Source organism: Photorhabdus sp. RM323S (assembly GCF_042879375.1).
Taxonomy (GTDB): Bacteria; Pseudomonadota; Gammaproteobacteria; order Enterobacterales; family Enterobacteriaceae; genus Photorhabdus; species Photorhabdus tasmaniensis.
In genome coordinates this window covers 1-26,567 of sequence record NZ_JBHFKZ010000021.1, presented here as the reverse complement: position 1 = coordinate 26,567, position 26,567 = coordinate 1, and the positions used below count along the sequence as shown (strand labels likewise).

Genomic DNA, 26,567 nt, shown 5'->3' with positions numbered 1-26,567 from the left:
TTTGAGCCTCCCGACACCATATTCTTAAATGGTAAACCCAATTCTCAAAGAAAAGTAAGGAGTCAGCAATGGCTAGTCTATCCGTAACTCCATTTATTTTTGAAAATCAGCAAGTACGTACATTGATTAAAAATGGCAATCTTTGGTTTGTTGCACAAGATGTATGTGATGCTTTGAAAATCATAAACAGCCGCGAAGCTATCGCAAAACTTGATGATGATGAAAAGGATGTAGCTTTAAGTGACACCCTTGGTGGAAAGCAAAAAGTAAACATTATCAATGAATCAGGAATGTATTTTCTGACAATCCGATGTCGTGATGCCGTAAAGAAAGGAACTTTACCCCACCGTTTTTGTAAATGGGTTACTAGTGAAGTTTTACCTTCGATTAGAAAGACCGGTAGCTATATAGGCAGGGAGAAGAGTATTTCACTAAGTCAGCTCATTATTTGTCCTTATTGTCAGAAACCAGCCAATGTTTTAAGTACAGAAAAATTGCATAGACACAGAATTGAAGTCTTGGCAATTTGTGATTCTATTCGGTGTCCAGAACAAGCTTTTAAATTTGATCTATGTTTCTCGCATTATCTTCAAGAAGAAGCAGGAATAAGGGTAGAAAAAGTGATAATGTTAAGATGATGTTAAAAGGTTGATAAATAGCCTAACTTTCTGCTCAGAAATTGAAGCTGGCTAGTGTGTTTTCATCTGGGTAATGGCTTTATGAAAAAATCTCTGTCGCCATTTTGTCGCCACTGACTACCAGAAACAAAAAAGCCACTCTTGTTTGAGTGGCCTAATGCACTGATTTATCAGCGAAAATCTGGTGGCCCCTACTGGACTTGAACCAGTGACCAAGCGATTATGAGTCGCCTGCTCTAACCAACTGAGCTAAGGGGCCGTTGGATGGGAAGGATTATACGTACAGTTTTGCTTGCGGTCTAGCTTTGCAAACTCGTATGATCACTTTGTATACAAAATTAAGTTTTTATTAAGTAGTAGAAGGGGATAGCGGTATATATTGGTTGTTTTTATGGCTTATTTAACGTTTTTATAAATCATTGGATTAATTTTTAATAAGATCTTTGGCGTTATCGGGTCATATTATTATCCCGATGATCAATATATTTTTATATGTGATTATATTAATCATCTCCCTTTATAAAAAACAAAAGCGTCCGCCGAAGCAGACGCTTTTCAGTTAGCATGACTTAAAATTGTTGATTATTCATCAAGGAAGCTACGGAGCACTTCAGAACGACTTGGGTGACGCAGTTTACGCAATGCTTTCGCTTCGATCTGACGGATACGTTCACGGGTGACATCGAACTGTTTGCCGACTTCTTCCAGTGTATGGTCAGTATTCATATCGATACCGAAACGCATACGCAGTACTTTTGCCTCACGAGCAGTCAGGCCCGCCAGGACATCGTGGGTGGCTGAACGCAGGCTTTCTGAAGTTGCAGAATCCAGCGGCAGTTCCAGCGTTGTATCTTCAATAAAATCACCTAAATGTGAATCTTCATCATCACCAATCGGGGTTTCCATTGAGATAGGTTCTTTGGCGATTTTCAGTACTTTACGGATTTTATCTTCCGGCATTAACATCCGTTCTGCCAATTCTTCCGGTGTTGGTTCACGTCCCATTTCCTGCAACATCTGACGGGAAATACGGTTGAGTTTGTTGATTGTTTCAATCATATGAACGGGAATACGAATGGTACGTGCCTGGTCGGCGATTGAACGTGTAATCGCCTGACGTATCCACCATGTAGCGTAAGTTGAGAACTTGTAACCACGACGGTATTCAAATTTATCAACCGCTTTCATCAGACCGATATTACCTTCTTGGATCAGATCCAAGAATTGCAGACCACGGTTGGTATATTTTTTGGCGATTGAAATAACCAAACGTAAGTTGGCTTCAACCATCTCTTTTTTCGCACGGCGAGCTTTTGCTTCACCGATGGACATCCGGCGGTTGATATCTTTCACCTGTTCAATGGTTAAACCGGTTTCTTCTTCAATCTGACGAAGTCTGTTCAGACTACGTTGTACTTCTTCTTCAACTTCAAGTAATTTTTCAGACCACGGTTTGTTCATTGCTTTTGCAGCAGTGAACCAAATGTCACTGGTTTCATTACCGGAGAACAGAGTGATGAAGTTTTTCTTCGGCATTTTGCACTGCTCAACACACATTTTCATGATTTGACGTTCTTGAAGACGAACGCGATCCATCATAGAACGCATGTTGTTGACCAGATAATCAAACTGTTTTGGCACCAGACGGAACTGTTTGAAAACTTCTGAGAGCATTAAGATTTCAGCAGCCGCATTTGGATGGTTACGGCCATTTTTCTTAATTTCCTTACGGGTGATCTCATACTGTTCTTGCAGTTCCCGGAATTTCTGGCGAGCTAATTCCGGATCGATGCTGTTGTCATCATCACTATCGCTATCTTCGTCACTGTCTTCACTTTCGTCGTCTTCATCATCATCAAGTTCTTCCTGTGGGAGCTCAGAACCAACGTGAGTAGCGGTAGGTGCGAGGTCTTCTTCTGCGTTCGGGTCGACAAAACCGGTAATAAGATCTGACAGGCGGGCTTCACCTGCTTCTACACGATTATACTGTTCCAGTAAATAGGTGATTGCCTCAGGATATTCAGCAACAGAGCACTGTACCTGATTGATGCCATCTTCAATGCGTTTAGCAATGTCGATTTCACCTTCCCGGGTCAATAACTCAACGGTACCCATTTCACGCATGTACATACGTACTGGGTCGGTGGTACGACCGATTTCAGATTCAACGCTAGACAGGACTTGCGCAGCAGCTTCCACAGCGTCTTCATCTGTGTCGTTAGTGGTTTCTGCTAGCATCAGATCATCGGCATCAGGTGCTTCTTCCATTACCTGAATGCCCATGTCATTGATCATCTGGATGATATCTTCGATCTGATCGGAGTCGACGATATCTTCCGGCAGATGGTCATTGACCTCAGCATAGGTCAGATAGCCTTGCTCCTTACCACGGGTGACAAGTAGCTTTAGCTGTGACTGCGGGTTTTGCTCCATAAGACGGTATCCACACTTCAGAGTATTTGGGTTGGTGTCGGTCGGCGAAACTAATCTGCCAACAATAACTTTCAGGGGCGTTTTCGTTGTATTGCCGCTGCCCACTTATCGCGGCAAAATGTAGGGTTATTTCCCTACCTAATGCGGCATTTAAGCCGTGAATTCAGTGTTTACTTTCTGGCACGGGATTCATTAATCAAGCGAACTTCTTCGCGTTCTTCCGGTGTCAGGCCTTCGGTTCTTGCCCTGGCGATAAGAATATCTAAACGTTCTTCCAACGCTGAATCAACGAGATGATCCAACGCGTCACGAAATGTATTTTCTGCTATTTCTTCTACTTGTATATCGTTCCATGCAGCTAATTTTTCAAGTTGTTTACTAAATTTATTATCACGATATTGTTCTAGCAGCTGTCCAGTTGTCAGCCCTGGCTGAGTAAGACAAACCTCTACAAGCTCTATAAACAATGACAAGCCTGCAATTTTGGCCTGCATAATTCCCTGCAACGGGGGAACTAAAGCCGCTAAGTGTGGGTTTTGTACCAACAGTCCTATAAGTATACGCATAGTTGTCGGTTTTAGCTGCGGCATCTGATAATTATTCCCACTTTCCAAACGCTGTGGTAATAAACGTTCCAACTGCACTGCATCGGGAATACCTAACATATTGCCGAGTTCTTGCCTCATATAGAGGCGCAGAGTTTCCCCTGGAATCTGGTTAATCAATGGTACCGATAGTGAACTGAGTTTTGTTTTCCCTTCAGGATTACTCAAATCAACTTGTGGCAATAACGATTCGAATAGAAATTCAGACAATGTGTGAGATTGCCCCATTCTTTGTTCAAATGCTTCACGGCCTTCTTTACGAACTAGTGAATCAGGATCTTCGCCATCAGGCAAAAACATAAAACGTAACTGCCTACCATCATTAAGATAAGGCAGTGCTGTTTCCAATGCTCGCCATGCTGCGTCACGCCCCGCTCTGTCGCCATCGTAACAACAGATAATGTTGTCAGTAGCACGGAAAAGTAACTGAATATGTTCCGATGTCGTCGAAGTACCTAACGAGGCAACGGCATAATCAATACCAAATTGTGCCAGAGCCACCACATCCATATAACCTTCAACCACTAATAACCGTGAAAGGTCACTGTGATTTTGTTGCGCTTCATAGAGGCCGTATAGCTGGCGACCTTTATGGAAAATTTCAGTTTCTGGTGAGTTGAGATATTTTGGGAGTGCATCTCCCAGAACCCGTCCACCAAATGCAATCACGCGCCCCCTACGGTCACGGATTGGAAACATGACTCGTTCACGGAAACGGTCGTATGTACGGCCATTATCATTAGATACCAGCATACCGGCGTCATTTAACTGTTGACGATCTTCCGTGCTGCGGGCAAACCGTTTCAAAGCGTTATCCCAGCCTGCGGGAGCGAAGCCAATTGAGAAACGGTGGATAATCTCTTCACTAAGTCCACGTTGAGCCAGGTATTGCCGGGCTTGTTGTGCAGCGGAGCTATTTAGTGAATTCTGATAGAAGCTGTTAAGCTTATCCATCAGCTGATAAAGATTTTGTCTTTGGTGGCGTTCTATTTGACTGCTGCCGGAGCCTGCTTCATAAGGGACTTCCAGCCCATGCATCGCGGCCAATTCTTCAATAGATTCGACAAACTCAAGTCTATCGTAATTCATCAGAAAATCGATAGCGTTGCCGTGAGCGCCACAACCAAAACAATGATAAAACTGCTTATCGCCATTAACAGTAAATGAAGGTGTCTTTTCATTATGAAACGGACAGCACGCGTGGTGATTTTTACCCTGTTTTTTAAGTGGCACACGAACATCGATCAGGTCGATAATATCGGTACGAGCTAATAAATCATTGATAAATGCGCGCGGAATTCGTCCAGCCATAAGCCCTTTTTACGCCTGTTGATGAACGACAATAAGCCGCGCTCCCTTTCGGAAAGCACGGCCTTTATCTGCAACTACTGTTGTCTGCAAATTCAATCACTATGCGGATCAACCGCAAGGATTAGTACAGACGAGTGCGGCGTGCGTTTTCACGAGCCAGCTTTTTAGCGTGACGTTTTACAGCAGAAGCTTTAGCGCGTTTACGTTCAGTCGTTGGTTTTTCATAGAATTCACGACGGCGAACTTCTGCTAACACACCTGCTTTTTCGCAGGAACGCTTAAAGCGACGCAGTGCTACGTCGAATGGCTCGTTTTCACGTACTTTAATTACCGGCATGTGCCTCTCACCTCAATAGAAATCGGTCTTGCTGGCGTGGGATGCCAGCCATCTTAAAATGGTGCGGAATTTTACTTCAATGAACATGGCTTTGTAAAGCGCCGAAGCAAATTGAAACAACAACATTACAATGGTGACTTGCAGCGAAATTTGCCAGTCAGTTCCGTAAATATTGATGATAACCACACAGGGATTTTACGTAGGGCGCTGATTATAGACTAAACAGTAAAAATAGTCAGCATGTAAACCGCGCAAATTATCTTATTAATGATAAACTGATTCTCTTCTGTGGAATATAGGTAGTGTAATGCGAGTTTTAGGTATAGAAACGTCTTGCGATGAAACCGGAATCGCAATTTATGACGATCAAGCCGGTTTATTAGCGAATCAATTATACAGTCAGATTAAATTGCACGCTGATTACGGCGGTGTTGTGCCTGAACTGGCTTCACGTGACCATATCCGCAAAACAGTTCCCTTAATTCAGGCTGCTTTGAAAGAGGCAGGATTAACCCGTAAAGATATTGATGCAGTGGCTTATACCGCAGGTCCTGGTCTGGTTGGTGCATTATTGGTGGGGGCGACTATTGGCCGTTCTCTGGCATTTGCCTGGGATGTTCCTGCGATTCCTGTTCATCATATGGAGGGGCATTTATTGGCTCCGATGCTGGAAGATAATAGCCCTGAATTCCCGTTTGTGGCTTTGCTTGTGTCCGGTGGTCATACTCAGCTTATTAGCGTAACCGGTATTGGTGAATATGAGCTGCTTGGTGAATCGATAGATGACGCCGCAGGTGAAGCATTCGATAAAACAGCTAAATTACTTGGCCTGGATTATCCGGGAGGTCCGTTACTCTCCAATATGGCGCAGAAAGGGGAAGCCGGGCGTTTTGTGTTTCCTCGTCCGATGACAGATCGCCCTGGGTTAGATTTCAGTTTTTCGGGGCTGAAAACTTTCGCATCTAATACGATTCGCAACAACAGTGATGATGAACAGACCAGAGCAGATATTGCCCACGCTTTTGAAGATGCGGTTGTTGATACATTAGCGATTAAATGTAAAAGGGCGCTTGAACAGACCGGGTTCAAGCGGCTGGTAATGGCCGGTGGCGTCAGCGCCAACTTCACATTGCGTACCAGAATGAAAGAGGTCATGGCAAAATTGGGCGGCGAAGTATTTTATGCGCGTCCTGAATTCTGTACAGATAACGGCGCTATGATTGCGCTTGCCGGTATGATCCGCCTGAAAGGCGGAGTCAGCGACGCTCTTGGCGTAACGGTTAAAGCCCGCTGGCCACTGTCTGAATTACCTGCATTATAAATCTTTTATACAGTGAAAATAGAAAACCAGTCACTCAATCAGTAGCTGGTTTTTTATTTGGCAATATTATTAATCTTCTTTTCCTTGCTCTGCCTGAATTTTTTCTTCCTCAGTCATCTCTTTTTTCTTTTTGAGCTTGTTCCAGATACGACTTTCCTGGCCGCGCCACAGGCGTTGGATATTATCATGGTGACGGAGCAGTACCAGACAGCAGAGCATGGCAACCGGAAAAGTAAATTCAGGTTTAAACCACCAGACATAGAAAGGGGCTATCAAGGCGCTGACAATTGCGCCTAGAGAGGAATAACCACTCAGTAATACTGTCAACAGCCAGGTACCTGTCATCAAACCCATCAGATCCCAGCCAATTGCGGCAATAGCACCAAAAGCAGTTGCTACTCCCTTACCGCCTTTAAAATGGAAAAAGATCGGATAAATATGGCCGAGACAAGCAGCTATTGCCGTAATTCCCAGATAAAAAGGGGGAACATTAAGCTGATAAGCCAGCCAGACTGGGACCATACCTTTCAGAACATCACAAATCAGTACCACTGCCGCAGTACTACGGCCACCAATCCGCAATACATTTGTCGCTCCTGGGTTACCTGAACCATGTTGGCGGGGATCCGGCAGCCCAGCCAGACGACAGATAAGTATTGCGCTGGAGATTGAACCGCAAAGATACGCGAAGATAATCATGCCAAGCGCGATAGCACTCATAATGTCTCTCCAATAATAATGGTCGTTTTCTTAGCCTAGTCATGGATAATACGCATATTTAGTCGGAAGTGGTATCCGACAAGTTGAAAAACAGGAAAGCGACGTGATGGATATCGTATTTATTGAGGAATTAGCTGTCATCACCACCATTGGTGTTTACGATTGGGAACAGACCATTAAACAGAAGTTAGTGTTCGATATCGAAATGGGATGGGATAATAAACGCGCATCTTCCAGCGATAATATCGAACATTGCCTGGATTACGCCGAAGTTAGCGAAGCGATTATCAACCACGTAGAAAATCAGAATTTTGCTCTGGTTGAAAGAGTAGCGGAAGAGGTGGCTGATCTGCTATTAGACCGCTTTAATTCGCCATGGGTACGGATAAAAGTCACTAAGCCGGGGGCGGTGGCACAGGCTCGTCAGGTCGGTGTTATTATTGAGAGAAAAAAATAATCCGATCAGAAGTGAATTCAGTTGTCATATTATTGTCATTATTCTTGCATAGGCTGGTATGCATCATTGCCAGGCGTGATAATTATGTCAATTGATTAATGGCAATGGAAAAATGGTAGCTGGATCCATCTGTGCTACCTGTTTTGGAGATTTGTTTAATGGAGTGAGATCTCTCTATATGACTGACTTTTCTACCTTGTTTCATGCATTTATTCTTGGTGTTGTTGAAGGGCTGACTGAGTTTCTTCCTGTTTCTTCAACGGGTCATATGATCATCATCGGTCATTTGTTGGGGTTTACCGGCGATAAAGCTGAAACATTTGAAGTTATTATCCAGCTTGGATCGATTCTTGCGGTGGTAGTGGTATTTTGGCGTCGTTTGTTTGGGTTAATTGGTATTCACTTTGGTGAAGTTCCTCACGAAGGTAAAACCAACGGTAAGCTGAAACTGAGCCACATTCTTTTGGCGATGTTACCTGCGGTGACACTTGGGTTACTGTTTCACGATACTATTAAATCATTGTTTAACCCACAGAGTGTTATGTACGCCTTGATTATTGGTGGTGTGTTACTGATTACCGCAGAAATTCTGAAACCTAAAACACCGAAAGCAGAAGGGCTGGATGATATTACTTATCGTCAGGCTTTTATGATTGGTTGCTTCCAGTGTCTGGCATTGTGGCCGGGATTCTCTCGTTCAGGCGCGACAATTTCGGGTGGAATGCTAATGGGGGTTAACCGTTATACCGCATCAGAGTTCTCGTTTATTCTGGCGGTACCGATGATGATGGGGGCGAGTGGGCTGGATTTATATAAAAGCCTGCATTTTTTGACCGTTTCTGATATCCCAATGTTTGCTGTCGGTTTTATTACTGCATTTATTGTCGCATTGATCGCAATTAAAACCTTCCTGGCATTGATTAAACGTATGTCTTTCATCCCATTTGCTATCTACCGCTTTATTGTCGCCGCCGCTGTTTACTGGGTATTTATGTAGTGAATGATTCCCCTGATATCGATTTAATTCAGATATCATCCAACGTTTGATATCAGGGGATGCACCGAATATTTGATCTTTCAGACAACAATACTAATCTTGTTGTTGCTTCCATTCAGCCAACGCTTGCTGACGCTGGCGTCGCAACTCATCACCAATATCCGCACCACGCAAGCCGCTGTCTACAATACTTTTCACCTGGACTTGGCTGGCAACCTTAAATGCCTGTTGCAGATAATGACCTTGTGGATAGGGGGTATCTTCAAAACCGGTACGACCCCGCGCATCTGCTTCACTGGTGATAATCAACTGATCTATTCGCTGAGGTTTACGCCACGCATCAACAGAATCAAACAACTTAAGCAATGTTTTTGGCCGCAATTGATCGACGGTATGCACTAAGTCATGATATTGAGCGACCAGTTTTGCCAGATCACGGGCAGAATTAGGCACACGCAGACGTTGGCACAATTGATCGACTAACTTAACGCCTGCTGGCCCATGTCCATAATGATGAGGCCACTGTTCCGGCGGTGTCAATCCTTTGCCAAGATCATGGCATAGAGCAGCAAAACGGCTATCTACTTCATCTGTCAGCTCAGCGACAACTTTCAACACCATCAATGTGTGAATACCGGTATCAATCTCAGGATGCCACTTTTCCGGTGCGGGAACGCCAAACAGATTATCAATTTCAGGAAACAGTACCGCCAATGCACCACAATCACGTAAAACCTGAAAAAAAACTTGCGGTGAATGGGTGGAAAGGGCTTTTTCTGTCTCTTTCCAGACACGCTCTGGTGTGAGTGCTGATAACTCTCCGTTGGTTGCCATTTTTGACATTAACGTTAATGTCTCTGGTGCGATGGTAAATCCCAAATGGGCGAAACGGGCGGCAAAACGGGCGACTCGTAATACTCTCAGTGGATCTTCTGAGAATGCATTGGAAACATGGCGTAAAATACGATTATTTAAATCATCAACCCCACGGTAAGGATCGACAAGCTCGCCTTCGACTGTTTGAGCAATCGCGTTAATGGTCAGATCACGGCGTAGCAAATCATCTTCCAGTGTGACATCCGGCGCGGCATAACAGGTAAAACCCGTATATCCCGAACCGGATTTTCTCTCAGTGCGTGCCAGCGCGTACTCTTCATGATTTTTGGGATGCAGGAACACCGGAAAATCTCTGCCAACTTGCTGATATCCTTGAGACAATAGTTCTTCTGGAGTCCCACCAACAACAACCCAATCCCGTTCTTTCACCGGAAGGTTTAGCAGGCGGTCGCGTACTGCACCGCCAACCAGATAGATTCTCACCTGAATATTCCTTAAATTAACTCATCCAACGGTCATTACGTTTACGACGCGGAACCATGTGTGGCAGTAACAGCCCTAAAATTAAACCTGCACCTGCAACACCACCGCCGTACATAAACCATTGCAGAATGATATTGCGTTGTTTGTCATCAAGTTGCAGATTCGCAGCATCGAGTTTTTTCTCTGCCACAATCAGTTTACTTTTCAAGTGTTCATTTTCTTTTTTCAGTCCTGCAATAACGTCATCGCTGTTTGCAACTTTTTGTTGCATATCGGCAGTACGCTGATTCCAGCTATTGTCTATATTGGCTAACTTATCCGTCAATATCTTGATTTCCTGCGCCATCTCCGGGAGGCGGGTGCGCAAGCTCGGTTTATCACTGAGTTGGTTAACGGGCAGCCAGACAAGACGGCCTTTATCATCCTTCACCTGAGCGTAATTACTGTCTTGGTTGATGCTTATCAATGTGACTGCATCACCGGCATTCAGTGTGCCGGCAATACGATATTTGTTACCCGGCCCAGCGTGTGTGTAGGTAGATAACTCATCAGATACATAGCGCTTTTCTTCCGCGTGGGTAGTAAGCGAAAAGCTCAGGCTGAATAGCGCTGTAAGAAGTAAATGTAATTTTCGCATTGTCATTTCAACTATTCTTTATCTATGGTGAGTTTAGAGCTTGATAGTAAAGAGTTAAGTTTGCTAGAGCAAACAGTAAACCGAAATAGGAACTATCTTAACGGGTCGAATACGGGGTTTACTGGTTGTTTGTTTAACAGCACGTGTTTTGCCAATTACTATCATAACTTTCAGCAAAGAGAAAATGTTAATTTTCTCATTGAGCAAGATCTTGATCAGGACGGGGAAGAGGCTGTTGGTTTTAACGTAATGACGTACTGAGTTAAAGGTTTATCGATGTGGTGTAAAGCCGTCATAATTTACAGATTCTCGGTTCTGGATTCAACAGAGGGTATGGAAGAAGAGGGGCCGCTGTGCAAATAACTTCAGCATTAATAAAACTATTTTTATGATGTTCGACAAAAGACTGGAAGCATTTGTGGACAATCAACTTGGCCTGATAGCAGAAGGAGTAGCGTTGTCAGACAACTTATTGGGATAGTAACCCATTGAAGATTATTAAATTTATCATAATACACCACTTTAATGGATGGAAGGTTTGGCTAAATTCAACAATGATATTGTGCATATTGTGCTTTCTGCAATGTCAATCTTATTTAATGTTGTTAACTTGACATCAACATTAATAGATCCTAATTTTAAAAAACCATTACAAAATAGAGTAGTGGGATGGGACATAAAATTTATTTTTAGAAAATTTTATGTTGTGAAATTAATTAAAATTATACGAGTTAACTGGAGTAAGATATGAGTAACTCTTCGTTTTCTGTATCACGTAGTGTTGAAAAAAATACAGGTATTACTAGTTTTTCTGTAGCTCGTAGTGTACAGAAAAATATGCAGGTTATGAATTATTCTGTAGGGCGTAGTGTGCAGAAGAATGTGAATATCTTTAAATTATAAATTATCACGACAAGCGTTTAAATGAATTTGGATTGTATGAAGATTCAAGTGGTTTCATTTATTCAATTGTCAGGTATAGACTGGAAAATAACATAGGATCTTACCGGTCCTATGTTATGAATAATTATCAAGATAAAGCAGGTATACATTTTGTTACGAGGGTTGTAAGAATGATTTTATATCCGGCTTTAGATTTAAAAAAGAAAGTTAAAATCAGAAGTGGTACATCTACGCTGCTTGTTTCTGACGATGAAATAGTCCTCATGGAAGATACTACCTTTGGTGCTCATTATCAGGATATGAAGCTTGTTTATGTTTCCAGGGTTAATGAAGAGAACAACAGCATTACGTTTTGTTTCTATCAGAAAAATAAAAAAGGTGAAAGGAGTGATGATTCTTTGGAGTGCTCAAATGCTGCGGTTGCTTCCTACTTATATTCTATGTTGAAAGGTAAAAATATAAATAAAAACAGAAATTGTATTATCACTAATCAGATAATAAATTCTTCATGGATATTAAAATACATCAATAAAAATAAAGAAGGGCATTTGGTTTCAATATCAAGATATTTATTGAAAGATACGATAAAAGAACATCATGTTTATCATGGTAATGATCTTTATGATGATGTTGAAAACGTAAGGGTAGATATTATATCGAGCAATAAAATATGCTTAATTGATATTAGCAGCTTATTATCTGAAACTCATTGCCTGAAAAGATCGAAAGAAATTTTGCTACGTCTGTCAGCCGATAAATTAGGTTATAAGATTATAGCATTCTCATGTGAAGACAACATATTACATTGCCTTCTTTGTTACAATGGGGATTTTCATCGATCATTTCCAGTGAGTAGTCTATATATTATGTGCTGTTATTTAGAATACTTCGGCGGAGGGAAATTAGAAAGAAAGATATATATATGTAGAAACATGGAATCACATATTGAGCTTCCTTTTGAGCTGAGAGAAGAAGGTATAGAAACTCTGTTCAGCTCACAAATTTCAACTAATATTTTAGAGGATGAGTAATATGGAAGGTGTAGGTTATTTTTTACACTTTCATCAAGACTATATAGACTTTGATGAAAAATTTGCAGCGTGTGGTGGGAGATCGGATGCCTATGAGGTATTGGCTCTTCATTTTAATACGGAAGTGGAAAGCTTAAAACGTTTTGTAAAATGGAAAAACAAACCTTTTTGTCTGCATACTGCCGTAATGGATTTAGGGCGAGATTCTGATGCGGTTAGGCCCGGATTACGAATGCTGAAAGAACAGGTCGACGCTATAGAACCGTATTCTGTGACAGAACACCATGCCATCTTAAATGCGCCGGGAGGTGATGAGTTTGGTATCTTCTTTCCTCCCGCAGAATTACCGGAACAAAAAAAGAGAATTGTGTCGAATATCAGGGCACTACAATCAGAATTACCCGCAAAGATATTGATTGAGAACCCAATTTTATCCTATGGGCTGAAAAGCATCTGCATAAAAGACAGGGTGAATTTCTTTAATCAAACGGTTAAAGAGTCCGGCGCGAGAATGCATTTGAGCCTTTCAAATATTGCATATAGCAATAAATATGGCGTAGATATCGATCCTGATGAATATTTGTCGTATATAGATTTTTCCATGGTTGATCAAATTCATATGTATGTGAACAACCAACAGCAAATGAAAAATGCACCTAAAGAATATCTTGAAAGTGATATTTGGTTGAAAAGCAGCTTGGAGCAAGTGGTGAAATACCAGAATATCCGGCCGCTTATTTTCTTTGAGCTAGAGGCGGTTACCCCACAGTTGGCTGAGCCAGAATATCTGCGGGATACGATTGAATGGGCTAGAAGTCTTCTTGCCTGAAATTCTCATTCATTGGAGGTGGCATTATGTTAGCAGACGTGCAAAATATCATGGCTAAAATGATTCGGGATAAGGAATTTTTAAAGCAAGTTATTGACAGTGAATATGCTGTTTTGAATGATTTCTCCTTATCATCAGAAGAAATTTTTTATCTGAGGGATCTGGATCTTAACAGCATTGCTAAACTCAGTTTTCAGGTAAAAGAAGAGCGGATTGTGCGTCGGGACGGGGAGTTTGGGCTTTTTATACAGGAAATAAAAAAATATCTCGATTATGACAACTATGCTCTGCGTTTTACCGAATTCTATAAAACCGGCTCGGTAAATAAACTTTTTGATGCGAAACAATACTATCATTATTTTTCTAATATATTGCTGCGTTACAATTATCCTGGTTATCTGTTTGAATTGCTTAATTTTTGCTATAAAAATACCTGTATCTGTTGGGTTAACTATAATGAACCGGCAGTGGAGTACATAGAAAATTTATCGGTGAATGATAAGTTGGTGTTGTCGCAGCATCGTGATGTTATCAGGGTTAGATCCTCGTTAAAGGATTATCTGAATATTATTTTTTCAGAGGGTGAGGGGTCGGTAAGAATATTAATCGTTAAACATCCTCATATTCCAAAAACGACTTCTTTCACTAAATTGACAGAGGGTGATATTTTGTCTTGTTTGATAGAGAATGATAATGAGGCAACGTTATTGCAGCTCATTGAGAAGTTTGGTATTTCATACATCAAGGATAGCATTGAAGATCTCAACGATAAAATTGAGCAGGGATTTATAAAATATATCCCGAATAGGAAGTAGTTATGGTTTTTATTAAAGATAATAACCTGAGATCTCTATTTTCATCAGTGACAACTTCAGCCATTGGTGACTGGATATTTCAGGTTTCTATATTGCTCTATATTTATCACTCGACAAAATCGGGGTTGATGGTTAGCTTTTTTATTTTGTCTTCCGCTTTGCCGGGATTGATTTTTTCGCCGTTTATTGTGCGATTCCTAAATGGAATCAGTAATAAAATGGCTATGATTTATGGAGATATATTGCGAGCTATTTTGATTCTTTGCATGCTACCGGCGTTGCAGTCGATTTATTATATTTTTTTGATTAATGTGCTAATTGGTATTGTTAGCACAGCATTCAGAACCGCTTATATCAGAAAGGTTACTGAGCTGTATGACGCCAATGCCAGGAGTAAAGTTAATGCGATTTTAAATAGTGGATCTTTTATTGCCATGGGTTTGGGATCAGTGATAGGTGCTCTTTTACTCAATAGCTTTTCTGTTGAAACCGCGCTTATTGTTAACGCAATGAGCTATATAATCTCATGCTTGTTTTTGGTTGGAATAAGCAGTGATTCAGAACTGCTTCATGAGAAAATAAAGAAAAAAGTCACCATCAATGAGATAATTTATAAACTTTTTTATGAGGTTAAGCGGAGTCCTATACTGAGTGCTATTATTATTTTGGGGTTGAGTTGGGGAGTAGTGGGAGGTGCATTGAACGTCCTGTTACCTGTGATATTTATGAGTGATGAAACGGGAGTAAAATTACTGAGTACTTTTTATATGGTGCAGGCAGTCTCCATGCTGGCTGGTTGTATTATTGTTTATAATATTAAGTTTGATGGGGAAAAAAGATCTGCTTTTATCTTATTTATCATCGCTTATTTTTTTCAAGCTGTATTTTTTTCGGCGGCGTTGTTTATCAACAATATCTATCTGGCATTTGTCTTTATATTCTTTATGCGGCTGTGTGGCGGGATTATCATTCCATTGGATATGACGCTTATACAAAATAATAGTAGTGAGATGAATTTACCATTGGTTTATAACATTCATAGTCTAAGTTATACCAGCTTTTATCAATTATCGGTGCTGATTGTTGGGCTGATGATCGACGTTTTTAATATTGATATAACTAAGAATATTATCGGATTAACATCGCTAATCGTGATATCGATTATCTGTCTGATATCTTACATATCCATGACGAAAAAAGCGGTTTCTGATTCTGAGGTGGTGTGAGATGAATAAAGCATTGGCATTGATTACTCGTTTGATGGAAAAATTTAATCAGGAATATACTGAGTTACTGGGTGATATTCATTCTATTAAGGATGAAATGTTAGCTGTGGATTTTGAGAACAAGTATCCGGTCTCGTTGATTAACTACCTTAATAGACAATCTTTGCTTTCATTGTTTATGGTACCTGTTGAATTTGGTGGAAGGAGAGCCAGTCTTAAATCGGCGGTTAGCTTGTTACCCTATCTCTCTTATTATTCTGTCAATCTTGCATCACTGTATATGTTCCATTTTCAATGTACAGCTCGGCTTAATAATTATGCTGGTGAGAGCCTTTACCGGGAAATTGCGCAGAATATTCATCACAGCGGGCGTTTGATGTCTTCTTCCTGGAGTGAGGGAGAACAGAATCCAGCATCGGTTCTCAATACTTTAGGTAATAATGTTTTAATATCAGGAAATAAATATATCTCAACTGGGGTCTCCGAATCCTGTTATCTGCATGTGATCGTTAATGATAAGGAGTTTGGTGGAAAGTCGTTTATTTGTCTTCCCAACGTGTTTACCGAGACAAGGTTAAAACTGTTGCCTCTTGATCTGATTGGCTTTAAATCAGCAAAAAACTGTTCAATAGTATTTTCTTCCCTAAGTTGCGATAGTCGGTATTTTCTTGGCGGACGTGGGAATGGTGCCGATCTACAAATAAATAACCACGAATCTGGCATCAATCCGGGGTTATTAGCATTGGGTTTGCTTGCCAGATTGCTTGATATTCTGGAACAGGAGTATAAGTATATCTATGATAAAGATGTTTATAAAAAGATTGAGGATAAGTTTTATGCTTTTATCCGGGTTTTTGCATGTTTTCTCGATTCCGGGGAATATTTTGACCTGACTTGTAGCCTGAGTTTTAAATACTTATCTACAGCATTAGTTAGAGATTCGGTGTTAATTTTGCTCCCTTTCTTCGGACCATCGGTGCTGAAAGAAAGAAATGCTGTAAATAATATCATTCAAAATGCTCTGTTGCTCCAGTATATGGGGCCAGCTAACTATCAGATTGAAAATAAAATATCTTATGACCTTTTCTCTGATGGCCATTTTAAAATCAGTTACGATTAGGAGACAAAATGTGCGGAATTGCCGGCTATTTTAATCTAACCCATGAAAAGATTTGGCTAGATAATCATGTCGTTTCTATTCTGAAAGATAGCATTAGCGATCGAGGTCCAGATTTTAAATCTGAAATGATAACGGAAAATTTTGGCATTTTTTTTAGTCAACTTTCTATCACTGGCAAAGGTCACCATGCATTACAACCTTATTCTAAGAATAAAATGCACGTTGTTTATAATGGTGAGATATATAATTTTATTCGTCTGGCAAAACAGTATACTCTATTCAATTTGGAAGAGGACAGCTGTGACGGTCAGATTCTTATTCCCCTGATAGCAAGAATGGGGCTGACCAAGGCACTACGTGAGCTGAATGGTGCCTTTGCTTTGGTAATGATAGAAGGTGATGCTATTTTCCTTGCCAGAGATATTCTTGGCAAAAAGCCTCTCTATTATCTGATTCAGGATGACGTTCTCTTTTTCTCTTCTAACGTTTCAGGACTAATGAGGATAAAAAGAGATATTGAATTGGATCTTAATGTGGTTGCAGATTTTTTTATATTTAAGTCATCTGGTTATGAATCCTGTTTTGTGAAGGGAATTTTTGAGGTGCCCACCGGGGGATTCTTATGCTTTGATCGCAATAAGAAAGATCATGATTTAATAAAATACCACGCTTTCAGTACTGAAAAGAAACAGGTTGAAGGTGAGGAAATTATGGTTTCGTTGATTGATGCAGTCTCTTTGAGATCACGTCATTCCCGCCCTATTGCTTCTCTGCTCAGCGGAGGGTTAGATTCTTCAATTATTAATTATTTATTAAAGTTGGATCATATTGAGTTTAATGCGTATACCATCGGCAGTGATGATGGTTATGAGTTTGATGAGATACCACTGGCAAAGGCTTTTGCCAGTCAATATGGAATTAGACATATTCCCTTATTGCTTAACGAACAGGAGATTCCTTCTTTATTAGAAGAATCTGTTTGGTATATGGAGCAACCGGTACAGGACCCTATTATTGTTAACTCCTTAGCTTTAGCTAAGGAAATTAATAAAAACCATCGCGTTTTAATAACCGGGGATGGAGCAGACGAGCTGTGGTATGGTTATTCGCGCTATAGTGATCTGATAAATACTGGTTGGTCAGCTTATTTGCGGTCACTTATGCTATTTACTCAAGATGAGATTCGGATTAAGTATTATGACATTGCACATTACTTTGGTAGCAATATTCCTCCAGCTGATATTGAGTCTGTTACATTGAAGGAAATGGAAATACGTTTTAAAAACTATCATCTTACTCGGATGGATAGAATATTTATGAAAAACGGCATTGAAACAAGAAGCCCATTTTTAGATCCGGCCCATATGCAGCTAGCTATTTCAGTTTCTTCCATAGATAAATTTCAGGATGGTATTGGTAAGTATCTGCTACGTAAAGTATTTTTACCTTATCTTGGCCATACCGTTAGTTACCGTAAAAAACAGCCATTTACTTTCCAATTTCACTTTATGAAAAATAAAGAAATCTTTAATTATTTTGCTTCGCCTTTATTTGATGGGAACTCGGTCGTACATGATTATCTTTTTCTTGATGATCTCAAAAGAAAATCTCTGCGAATAGAGGATTGGAATATACATGATTTTAATAAACTATGGTCTGTGAAAGTTTTTGATTTGTGGTATAGGAATGTTTATCAGGAGTGTTTATGATACAATACATTGAGTATTTTCCACTTAATAATAGTGGAAAAAATATATTTGTATACTTTGCACTTAATATAGAAGACAGTGAACCCTGCGGTTTAGGCCACGGATATACCAGTGTGAAGTTTTCACCTGATTTTAAAAATCACGCATGGAGAATGTATGGACTTTATGAAGGGGTATTTAATATTCTGGAAAGGTTTGCTGCTCACCAGATTCCGATAGCACTGTTACTTAATTCCAATATAGTCATTAAATATCCTTTGTTGGCAAAAGAACTTCAATCTTATAAGAATATCGAGATTGTAGCTCACGGAAAAACCAATACGGATTATTTTCATGAACTGACTTATCACCAGCAGCTTCATTATATTCGGCAAGTGAAGAACACATTGGAAGATTTTTTCAGCGTTTCTGTAAACGGCTGGTTATCTCCCTGGATTAACGGTAATGAATATACGCTTAAAGCGCTGTCTGAATCTGGTTTTCATTATACTCTGGATTGGTCTTGCTCAGATTTTCTTACTAAAATTACCTGTAATCATGGAACATTGATTTCTGTACCTTATAACGTTGAAGTTAACGATACTCCGTCGCTGTGCGCTAAAAGCCTGACTACCGCAGATTATTTTCAGTCGATGCGGGATTATATTGATGGGCTTTTGCTTATCGCAAATCAGAAATTGTCGCCGGTAGTTGCGTTTCCGTTACATACCCCTGTTATTGGCAGACCCCATCGTTTACGGTATTTAGAACAACAGCTATCCTTTTTCCGAAAGTTGCACAGAGAGAAAAATATTACGCTGACTTTACCTGGCGATATTGTTGCTTGCCATTAATGAGTAATGACGCCAACTTATAGAATCATGTAGTATTCTTGATTCAATGTCATTGCTCATTTGGGTAAGCCCCAATGTACTATTCACAGAAATGTTATGAATCAAATAATTGAACTACTCACTTCGCACCGTAGTGAACGCAGTTATCTCGACAAACCTATTCCTGAAGATATTCTGGCTAGTATTATTGAAGCTGCACATCTCGCACCGACGTCAATGAATTCACAGCAGGTGTCATTAGTGGTGATCCGTGATGTGCACCGCCGAGATAGGATTGCAGAATTGGCTGGTGGTCAGACATGGATCGCCCAGGCACCGGTATTTATTACCGTAGTACTGGATATGCATAAAACACGCCTCGGTATAGAGATGAGTGGTAAACAGCAGATCGCGCATCAAAGCATTGAAAGTCTAATTTCAGGCTCAACTGATGTCGGTATTGCATTAGGGGCTTTGATGACCGCAGCCCGTTCTCACGGTTTGGGTGTTGTGCCGATCGGGGGTATTCGTAATAATCCAAAGGCGCTGATTGATCTCCTGCAATTGCCGGAACTCACTTTCCCGGTGGCCGGTGTCGTGATTGGCTATGTTGATATTCCTGCACAGCAGAAACCGCGTTTGTCGCTCAACAGTTTCTGTCACGAAGAGCATTATCGTTGTGACGGATTACCGGAAGCGATTGAACAGTACAATAAAACGCTAATGACGTACTGGCATCATATCGGTCGCAGTGACGGTAGCAATTGGAGCATGAATACCGCCAGCTATTACCAAGATATTTATTACCCAAATGTGCTTCCTGCTATTCAGCAACAAGGCTTCAAATTGGATAAATAACTCAAATAAAATTGGGGGTTGCGGGGCAACGGAATGAAAAAGCCGTTGCCTCGAATGCAACTTGTTATTGGAGGCGGGTTGATGAAAATAGCGTCTAGTCGCAAAGAAAAGTGAAATCAGAGTAAGATAATAACCAAAGATTGCCATCAATGGTGCAGATATGAGTGTCGAAATTGAATTAAAACTTACCGCTAAACCACGAGCTATTCCTGTCATCCGTCAGCAATTATTGTTATTTCCTCATCACTACTTTGCGCCGCAAAAGTTGACCAATATCTATTTTGAAACGGCGGAGAACCAACTGCGCGGTCTTGATATGGGATTGCGTATCCGTGGTTTTGACGACCGGTATGAGATGACAATCAAAACAGCCGGGAAAGTGATCGGCGGGCTGCATCAGCGACCGGAATACAATGTGCCATTGTCAAAACCGGAACTGGCGTTGACATTGTTTCCTCCTCATATCTGGCCTGAAAACTGTGATGTAGAAGCGCTGCAATCTCGTTTAAATGCGTTATTCAGCACTGACTTTATGCGCGAGAAGTGGGTGGTTACTTACGGGCAAAGTGAGATTGAAGTTGTGCTTGATCAGGGAGAAATCATTGCAGCAGACGGCAAAGAGCCAATCTGTGAGTTTGAGCTGGAGCTGAAACAGGGAACTGTCATGGATGTATTAGCGTTGGCTGTTGAGTTGGCAAAGTCAGACGGCTTGCGACAGGGAAATAAAAGTAAAGCGGCTCGTGGTTATCAATTAGCTCAGGGGAAACCAAAGGCCGTTCTGACTTCTGTTCCGACAGAAATTGATATGCAGCAGTCATTACCTGCTGTACTTTCGTCAATATTGGCCCATTGGCAAGAGCAGGAAGAGTACTGGCTGGCAGGCTTGTCAGAAGGTCGGCATGGTTTGAAGCAAGTACTCACTTTAGTTCAGCGGATGATCGACTATGTTAATGAACCGGTAAGCAGGCCGGAACTGTTGGATAATCAATGGGTGGCTATTGACCAGACATTATCAGCAGCGGAAACAGTGGCTGAAACGCTGTGTTACAGCTCGAGCTATTTGCAATGTAAGTTAGCACTGACTATGTGGTTAGTTCGTCTCACTGCTTGAATAACAGGAATTCTCTATGTTGCCACTTTCGACCCCGCTTCTGGCTCAGTTACAGAGTGTGACCAAGCATTTTCAGGAACTGGCTTTGCGTGTTAAAGATCTTGCTCCTCATGAGCAGGCTGTGTTGTCACTGAGTGATTTTGTTGTTGATAATCTGCAAATTCACCCAGAATGGTTAACCGAAATCCGCCAGAATCCACCGCAAGCGCAGGAGTGGCATCAATACGCGGAATGGCTGCAACAGGGACTTTCATCAGTAGAGAATGAAAATACCCTGATGCGGGTTTTACGTCAGTTCCGTAACAAAATTTTGGTCAGAATCGCCTGGTTACAGGCGTTGCACCGCAGTACGACTCAGGAGACGTTGCAACAGCTCAGTATGTTGGCTGAAACGCTGATTATTGCTGCTCGTGACTGGTTGTATCCGCGTTGTTGTCAGGATTGGGGAACCCCTTGCAATGATCAGGGCGAACCACAACCCCTGTTAATTCTGGGCATGGGGAAACTTGGCGGTGGCGAGCTGAATTTCTCTTCCGATATTGATCTGATTTTTGCCTATCCTGAAAACGGTATTACCTGCGGTGGCCGCCGTGAAATGGACAACGCTCAGTTTTTTACCCGTTTGGGGCAGCGTCTTATCAAAGTGCTCGATCAGCAAACGGTGGATGGTTTTGTTTATCGGGTTGATATGCGTTTGCGCCCATTTGGCGACAGTGGTCCACTGGTATTCAGTTTTGCCGCATTGGAGGATTATTATCAGGAACAGGGACGTGATTGGGAGCGTTATGCGATGGTCAAAGCGCGAATTATGGGCGCTGGCAGCGAATCGTATTGTGACGAATTACGCCGGATGTTAAGGCCGTTTATCTTCCGCCGTTATATTGATTTCAGTGTGATTCAGTCTCTGAGAAACATGAAAGGGATGATTGAACGTGAAGTTCGTCGCCGTGGTTTGAAAGACAATATCAAATTGGGTGCGGGAGGTATCCGTGAAATTGAATTTATCACGCAAGTATTCCAGCTTATTCGTGGTGGCCGTGAGCTGTGTCTGCAATCTCCGGCGCTGTTACCCACGCTTCAAGTAATAGAAAAATTGGAACTTTTGTCGTCATCACAGGTAGAACAACTTGCTGACAGTTACCTCTTTTTGCGGCGGCTGGAAAATCTTTTACAGTCAATTGACGATCTGCAAACTCAGACGTTGCCGGAAGATGAACTGAACCGTTCACGGTTGACGTGGGGAATGGGATTTGAAAGCTGGGATGAGTTGATGATTGCATTGAACAGCAAGATGGGCGCTGTTCGGGTCATCTTCACGCAATTAATTGGTGATGACAGTGATAACAATGAAGAAGAAGCGGGTCATGTGCCATTTAAGAGTTTATGGCTGGAAAATCTCGAAAAAGAAGAGCTAATCATGCTAGCTCCTCATTTGGATGAATCAGTTGCACAGCAGATATTACATGTCATTGCTGTATTCCGTCAGGATGTGGGAAAAAGAACCATTGGCCCTCGCGGACGTGACGTCCTTGATCATCTGATGCCACGTTTGTTGGCAAAAGTTTGCTTGCGACAAGATACCAATACGGTGCTGGAGCGGGTTATTCCGCTGTTGTTGAGCATTGTCAGCCGCACAACTTATCTGGAACTGATGTTGGAATCAGAAGCCGTACTGACACACGTTATCCGGCTGTGTGCGGCTTCACCGATGATTGCCACTCAGCTTGCCCGCCACCCCTTGTTGCTGGATGAACTGCTTGATCCCCAATTTCTGAATAAACCCTTACCACTGACTGCCTATAAAGATGAGCTGCGGCAATATTTGTTACGGATACCAGAAGATGATGAAGAGCAGCAATTAGAGGCTCTTCGCCAGTTTAAACAGGCGCAATTACTGAGGATTGCGGCGGAGGATATCACCGGCGTGTTACCGGTGATGAAAGTGAGTGATCATCTGACTTATTTGGCCGAGGCAATTATTGAGGCGGTGGTTCAACAGGCGTGGGGACAAATGGCAAAACGCTATGGTATTCCATCACATCTGAATCAGCGGCAAGGGTTGGGATTTGCTGTAATTGGTTATGGCAAACTGGGGGGATGGGAACTGGGTTACGGCTCCGATCTTGACTTGGTTTTCCTGTTGGATTGCCCGATGGATGTCATGACTGATGGTGATCGATCGATTGATGCCCGGCAATTTTATTTGCGTCTTGCCCAACGCATTATGCACCTGTTCAGTGCCCGAACTTCCTCTGGTGTGTTGTATGACGTAGATGTCCGCTTGCGACCTTCGGGCGAATCAGGAATGTTAGTCAGTACCATCGGAGCGTTTGCTGATTATCAGCGGAATGACGCGTGGACTTGGGAACATCAGGCATTGGTCCGCGCCCGTATGGTCTTTGGCGATGAAAATTTGCATCAGGATTTTGAGCGGATACGCCACCAGACGTTATGCACGGACCGAGAACCGGCTTTATTACGTCAGCAAGTCAGGGAAATGCGGGAGAAGATGCATAAACATTTAGGCAGCGGCCATTCAGATCAATTTGATATTAAGGCTGATCCGGGTGGGATCACGGATATCGAATTTATTGCACAGTATCTGGTACTGCGTTACGCCTCTGAAAATGAACGCCTGACGCGCTGGTCGGATAATGTACGGATTTTTGAGTTAATGGCGGCTTATGGAATTATGGATGAAGATGAAGCCGCCGCGTTAACTCAGGCTTATGTCTCCATGCGTGATGAATTGCATCATTTGGCGTTACAGGTGTTTTCCAGCCGAGTACCCGCTGATTGTTTCCGAAAACAGCAGGAGCGGGTAGGTCATAGCTGGCAGCAATGGTTGGGTGAACAATAACGGGTTATAGCGGTTTGGTGCATGGATTTTACTGGCATTTTCCTGAGCTATGGTAATATTTATCACCAGTTAATATCTGATATTTGGAGTAGGGGATGAAAGTGACACTCCCGGATTTTCACCATGCGGGTGTTTTAGTCGTTGGTGATGTGATGTTAGACCGCTATTGGTATGGGCCAACCAGTCGGATTTCACCGGAAGCGCCGGTACCTGTAGTAAAAGTAAATACCATTGAGGAACGTCCGGGAGGGGCGGCCAACGTTGCTATGAATATAGCTGCTCTTGGGGCGAATTCACATTTGGTTGGTTTGACAGGGATTGATGACGCGGCGCGTGCACTGGATGAAAAACTGAGTAGTGTTAACGTGCGCTGTGATTTTGTTGCTGTGCCGACTCATCCGACAATTACCAAACTGCGGGTACTTTCCCGTAACCAGCAGTTAATCCGCTTGGATTTTGAAGAAGGTTTCGATAACGTCGATGAGCAACCGATACTTGAGCGCATTGAACAGGCGTTACCTCATATCGGCGCATTGATTTTATCTGACTACGCCAAAGGCGCGTTGAGCCGGGTCCAGAAAATGATCAAACTGGCGAACGATGCTAACGTGCCGGTGTTAATTGATCCGAAAGGGAGTGATTTTGAGCGTTATCGTGGTGCAACTTTACTCACGCCGAATTTGTCTGAATTTGAAGCGGTCGTGGGCCACTGCAAAGATGACGACGAATTGGTTGAGAAAGGCACTAAACTGGTTAAGGACTTAGATCTACAGGCATTACTGATCACCCGTTCTGAACAGGGGATGAGTTTGTTGAGCGTTGATCAGCCACCATTACATTTGCCAACACAGGCGCAGGAAGTGTTTGATGTTACTGGTGCCGGCGATACGGTGATTGGTGTGTTGGCAACAGCGATTGCGGCTGGAAGACCATTGCATGAAGCTTGTTTTCTGGCGAATGCCGCCGCGGGTGTTGTGGTTGGCAAATTGGGAACCTCGACGGTTTCGCCAATTGAGTTAGAGAATGCTGTTCGGGGCCGCGCTGAAACTGGTTTTGGTGTTATGAGTGAATTTCAGCTTAAACAGGCCATTGCTCATGCTCGTCAGCGTGGCGAAAAGATTGTGATGACCAATGGTTGTTTCGACATTCTGCATGCTGGTCATGTTTCTTATTTGGAGAATGCTCGTAAACTGGGTGATCGGCTAATTGTTGCTGTTAACAGTGATGTTTCAACCAAGCGGCTGAAAGGTGAGACTCGCCCTGTTAATCCACAAGAACAGCGAATGATTGTGTTATCTGCACTGGGAGCTGTGGATTGGGTTGTTCTGTTTGAAGAGGACACACCGCAGCGATTGATTGCCGATGTTTTGCCGGATGTATTGGTGAAAGGAGGTGATTATCAGCCTGAGGAGATCGCTGGCAGTGAAGAAGTTTGGGCGGCGGGTGGTGAAGTCAAAGTGCTGAACTTTGAAAAGGGTATTTCAACAACCAACATCATCAAGGCGATTAAAAAGCAGTGAATGACTTGTTATAAAACAGAGCTTGCTGGGAAATAAAGTACTGGCCAGAGTATGCCGATTGGAGTGAAAAAGAGGACACTCCAGCGGCATGGTTTTGTGAGTAGGGCGGGATTTAACTTTGTTTATCTTGCCATATTTGATTTATTTACCCGTGATTTTACACACGATTTATTTTACATTTACCTAACCTGCCATGAGTATTTAAAAATGCAAGTGAAAAGGTATTAAAGCTTTTGGTTTTTTTATCAAGGTCGGATTTAACTCGGTAAATGCGAGTTTTTAGCGGGGGATTTAATGGTATTTAATCGGAAATGATTAACCGTTAAAAGAGAGTTGAAAAGAAATCCACATATAAAAGAATATTATCCGAACGGAATAGGTATTAAAGCGTTTTATCAGCGGTTGTTTTACGGATAAAACTCTAAAAGTAATACAATAAAAAAGGGATAAAACGGTTAATGTGGCAGGATTTAAGTGCTGAAAAAGGTGGGTAAAACAGCGTTGGTAAAGATAAAAAGAGGAGAGATTTAAGGTTTGTTAAACGTAAAACATGATATTTTATGGTGATTAAATGTAATAAAAATCCCGTATTAAAAGGGGTGAAAACGAGGATTAAAATTTTATGCACGATTTATTTTACATTTACCTAACCTGTCATGAGTATTTAAAAATGCAAGTGAAAAGGTATTAAAGCTTTTGGCTTTTTTATCAAGGCCGGATTTAACTCGGTAAATGCGAGTTTTCAGCTGCGGATTTAATGGTATTTAATCGAAAATGATTAACCGTTAAAAGAGAGTTGAAAAGAAATCTGCATATAAAAGAATACTATCAGAACAGAATAGGTATTAAAGCGTTTTATCGACGGTTATTTTACGGATAAAACTCTAAAAGTAATGTAATAAAAAAGGGATAAAACGGTTAATGTGGCAGGATTTAAGTGCTGAAAAAGGCGGGTAAAACAGCGTTGGTAAAGATAAAAAGTGGAGGTGTTTAGGGG

At 41.8% G+C, this 26,567-nt stretch carries 22 protein-coding genes and 1 tRNA gene; 16 read left to right on the top strand and 7 right to left on the bottom strand.

The genetic code is table 11. The features are described 5' to 3' along the window. The first annotated feature begins 68 nt into the window (after positions 1-68). Positions 69-638: a Bro-N domain-containing protein gene (locus ACGF7G_RS11025; RefSeq protein ID WP_387465461.1), complete on the top strand. Its 570-nt coding sequence runs from the start codon at positions 69-71 to the stop codon at positions 636-638. A 182-nt stretch (positions 639-820) separates the two neighbouring features. Here ACGF7G_RS11025 and ACGF7G_RS11020 read toward each other — a convergent pair. The 4 genes from ACGF7G_RS11020 to rpsU form a co-directional block, all read right to left on the bottom strand. Continuing rightward, a tRNA-Ile gene (locus ACGF7G_RS11020) sits at positions 821-897 on the bottom strand. Positions 898-1,220: 323 nt separating this feature from the next. Then, positions 1,221-3,071 (bottom strand): RNA polymerase sigma factor RpoD, encoded by a 1,851-nt coding sequence (rpoD, locus tag ACGF7G_RS11015; RefSeq protein ID WP_387465459.1) that lies wholly within the window; start codon positions 3,069-3,071, stop codon positions 1,221-1,223. A 170-nt stretch (positions 3,072-3,241) separates the two neighbouring features. Next, positions 3,242-4,987 carry a DNA primase gene (dnaG, locus tag ACGF7G_RS11010; RefSeq protein WP_387465457.1) on the bottom strand — a complete coding sequence of 582 codons (1,746 nt, stop codon included), beginning with the start codon at positions 4,985-4,987 and terminating at the stop codon, positions 3,242-3,244. 121 nt (positions 4,988-5,108) lie between these two features. Next, a complete protein-coding gene (gene rpsU, locus ACGF7G_RS11005; protein WP_001144069.1) occupies positions 5,109-5,324 on the bottom strand; it encodes a 30S ribosomal protein S21 in 216 nt (71 codons plus the stop codon). 307 nt (positions 5,325-5,631) lie between these two features. On the opposite strand from rpsU, the gene tsaD reads away from it, so the two are divergent. Then, positions 5,632-6,645: a tRNA (adenosine(37)-N6)-threonylcarbamoyltransferase complex transferase subunit TsaD gene (gene tsaD / locus ACGF7G_RS11000; RefSeq protein WP_387465455.1), complete on the top strand. Its 1,014-nt coding sequence runs from the start codon at positions 5,632-5,634 to the stop codon at positions 6,643-6,645. Between the two features lie 69 nt (positions 6,646-6,714). Here tsaD and plsY read toward each other — a convergent pair whose 3' ends face one another. Beyond that, positions 6,715-7,365, bottom strand: coding sequence for a glycerol-3-phosphate 1-O-acyltransferase PlsY (plsY, locus tag ACGF7G_RS10995; protein ID WP_133815525.1), 651 nt, complete (start codon positions 7,363-7,365; stop codon positions 6,715-6,717). A gap of 106 nt (positions 7,366-7,471) precedes the next feature. Between plsY and folB the strand changes: the two genes are divergently transcribed. Beyond that, positions 7,472-7,822, top strand: coding sequence for a bifunctional dihydroneopterin aldolase/7,8-dihydroneopterin epimerase (gene folB / locus ACGF7G_RS10990; RefSeq protein WP_387465453.1), 351 nt, complete (start codon positions 7,472-7,474; stop codon positions 7,820-7,822). A gap of 178 nt (positions 7,823-8,000) precedes the next feature. Continuing rightward, positions 8,001-8,819, top strand: a complete 819-nt coding sequence (bacA, locus tag ACGF7G_RS10985; protein ID WP_387465451.1) for an undecaprenyl-diphosphate phosphatase — start codon at positions 8,001-8,003, stop codon at positions 8,817-8,819. 93 nt (positions 8,820-8,912) lie between these two features. On the opposite strand, the gene ACGF7G_RS10980 is transcribed toward bacA, so the two are convergent. Beyond that, a complete protein-coding gene (locus tag ACGF7G_RS10980; protein ID WP_387465449.1) occupies positions 8,913-10,139 on the bottom strand; it encodes a multifunctional CCA addition/repair protein in 1,227 nt (408 codons plus the stop codon). A gap of 16 nt (positions 10,140-10,155) precedes the next feature. Beyond that, positions 10,156-10,776 (bottom strand): TIGR04211 family SH3 domain-containing protein, encoded by a 621-nt coding sequence (locus tag ACGF7G_RS10975; RefSeq protein ID WP_387465447.1) that lies wholly within the window; start codon positions 10,774-10,776, stop codon positions 10,156-10,158. Between the two features lie 747 nt (positions 10,777-11,523). Here ACGF7G_RS10975 and ACGF7G_RS10970 point away from each other — a divergent pair. The 12 genes from ACGF7G_RS10970 (at position 11,524) to hldE (ending at position 25,570) form a co-directional block, all read left to right on the top strand. Then, the gene (locus tag ACGF7G_RS10970; protein WP_387465445.1) at positions 11,524-11,679 is read left to right on the top strand and encodes a hypothetical protein; all 156 of its coding nucleotides are present in this window, start codon (positions 11,524-11,526) and stop codon (positions 11,677-11,679) included. Positions 11,680-11,795: 116 nt separating this feature from the next. Then, positions 11,796-12,710: a hypothetical protein gene (locus ACGF7G_RS10965; RefSeq protein WP_387465444.1), complete on the top strand. Its 915-nt coding sequence runs from the start codon at positions 11,796-11,798 to the stop codon at positions 12,708-12,710. Position 12,711: 1 nt separating this feature from the next. Further along, on the top strand, positions 12,712-13,539 hold the full coding sequence (locus tag ACGF7G_RS10960) for a DUF692 family multinuclear iron-containing protein (RefSeq protein WP_387465442.1): 828 nt from the start codon (positions 12,712-12,714) through the stop codon (positions 13,537-13,539). A gap of 26 nt (positions 13,540-13,565) precedes the next feature. Continuing rightward, positions 13,566-14,354: a hypothetical protein gene (locus ACGF7G_RS10955; protein WP_387465440.1), complete on the top strand. Its 789-nt coding sequence runs from the start codon at positions 13,566-13,568 to the stop codon at positions 14,352-14,354. 2 nt (positions 14,355-14,356) lie between these two features. Then, the gene (locus tag ACGF7G_RS10950) at positions 14,357-15,580 is read left to right on the top strand and encodes an MFS transporter (RefSeq protein ID WP_387465438.1); all 1,224 of its coding nucleotides are present in this window, start codon (positions 14,357-14,359) and stop codon (positions 15,578-15,580) included. Position 15,581: 1 nt separating this feature from the next. After that, positions 15,582-16,700: a hypothetical protein gene (locus ACGF7G_RS10945; RefSeq protein WP_387465437.1), complete on the top strand. Its 1,119-nt coding sequence runs from the start codon at positions 15,582-15,584 to the stop codon at positions 16,698-16,700. An 8-nt stretch (positions 16,701-16,708) separates the two neighbouring features. Beyond that, the gene (gene asnB / locus ACGF7G_RS10940; RefSeq protein ID WP_387465435.1) at positions 16,709-18,409 is read left to right on the top strand and encodes an asparagine synthase (glutamine-hydrolyzing); all 1,701 of its coding nucleotides are present in this window, start codon (positions 16,709-16,711) and stop codon (positions 18,407-18,409) included. Next, positions 18,406-19,242, top strand: coding sequence for a hypothetical protein (locus ACGF7G_RS10935; RefSeq protein WP_387465433.1), 837 nt, complete (start codon positions 18,406-18,408; stop codon positions 19,240-19,242). The genes asnB and ACGF7G_RS10935 overlap by 4 nt, the downstream gene beginning before the upstream one ends. 96 nt (positions 19,243-19,338) lie before the next feature. Continuing rightward, the gene (locus tag ACGF7G_RS10930; RefSeq protein WP_387465431.1) at positions 19,339-20,079 is read left to right on the top strand and encodes an NADPH-dependent oxidoreductase; all 741 of its coding nucleotides are present in this window, start codon (positions 19,339-19,341) and stop codon (positions 20,077-20,079) included. Between the two features lie 160 nt (positions 20,080-20,239). Further along, a complete protein-coding gene (locus ACGF7G_RS10925) occupies positions 20,240-21,190 on the top strand; it encodes an inorganic triphosphatase (protein WP_387465429.1) in 951 nt (316 codons plus the stop codon). A 16-nt stretch (positions 21,191-21,206) separates the two neighbouring features. After that, the gene (gene glnE, locus ACGF7G_RS10920; protein WP_387465428.1) at positions 21,207-24,050 is read left to right on the top strand and encodes a bifunctional [glutamate--ammonia ligase]-adenylyl-L-tyrosine phosphorylase/[glutamate--ammonia-ligase] adenylyltransferase; all 2,844 of its coding nucleotides are present in this window, start codon (positions 21,207-21,209) and stop codon (positions 24,048-24,050) included. Between the two features lie 95 nt (positions 24,051-24,145). Further along, positions 24,146-25,570: a bifunctional D-glycero-beta-D-manno-heptose-7-phosphate kinase/D-glycero-beta-D-manno-heptose 1-phosphate adenylyltransferase HldE gene (gene hldE / locus ACGF7G_RS10915; protein WP_387465426.1), complete on the top strand. Its 1,425-nt coding sequence runs from the start codon at positions 24,146-24,148 to the stop codon at positions 25,568-25,570. The last annotated feature ends 997 nt before the right edge of the window (positions 25,571-26,567 follow it).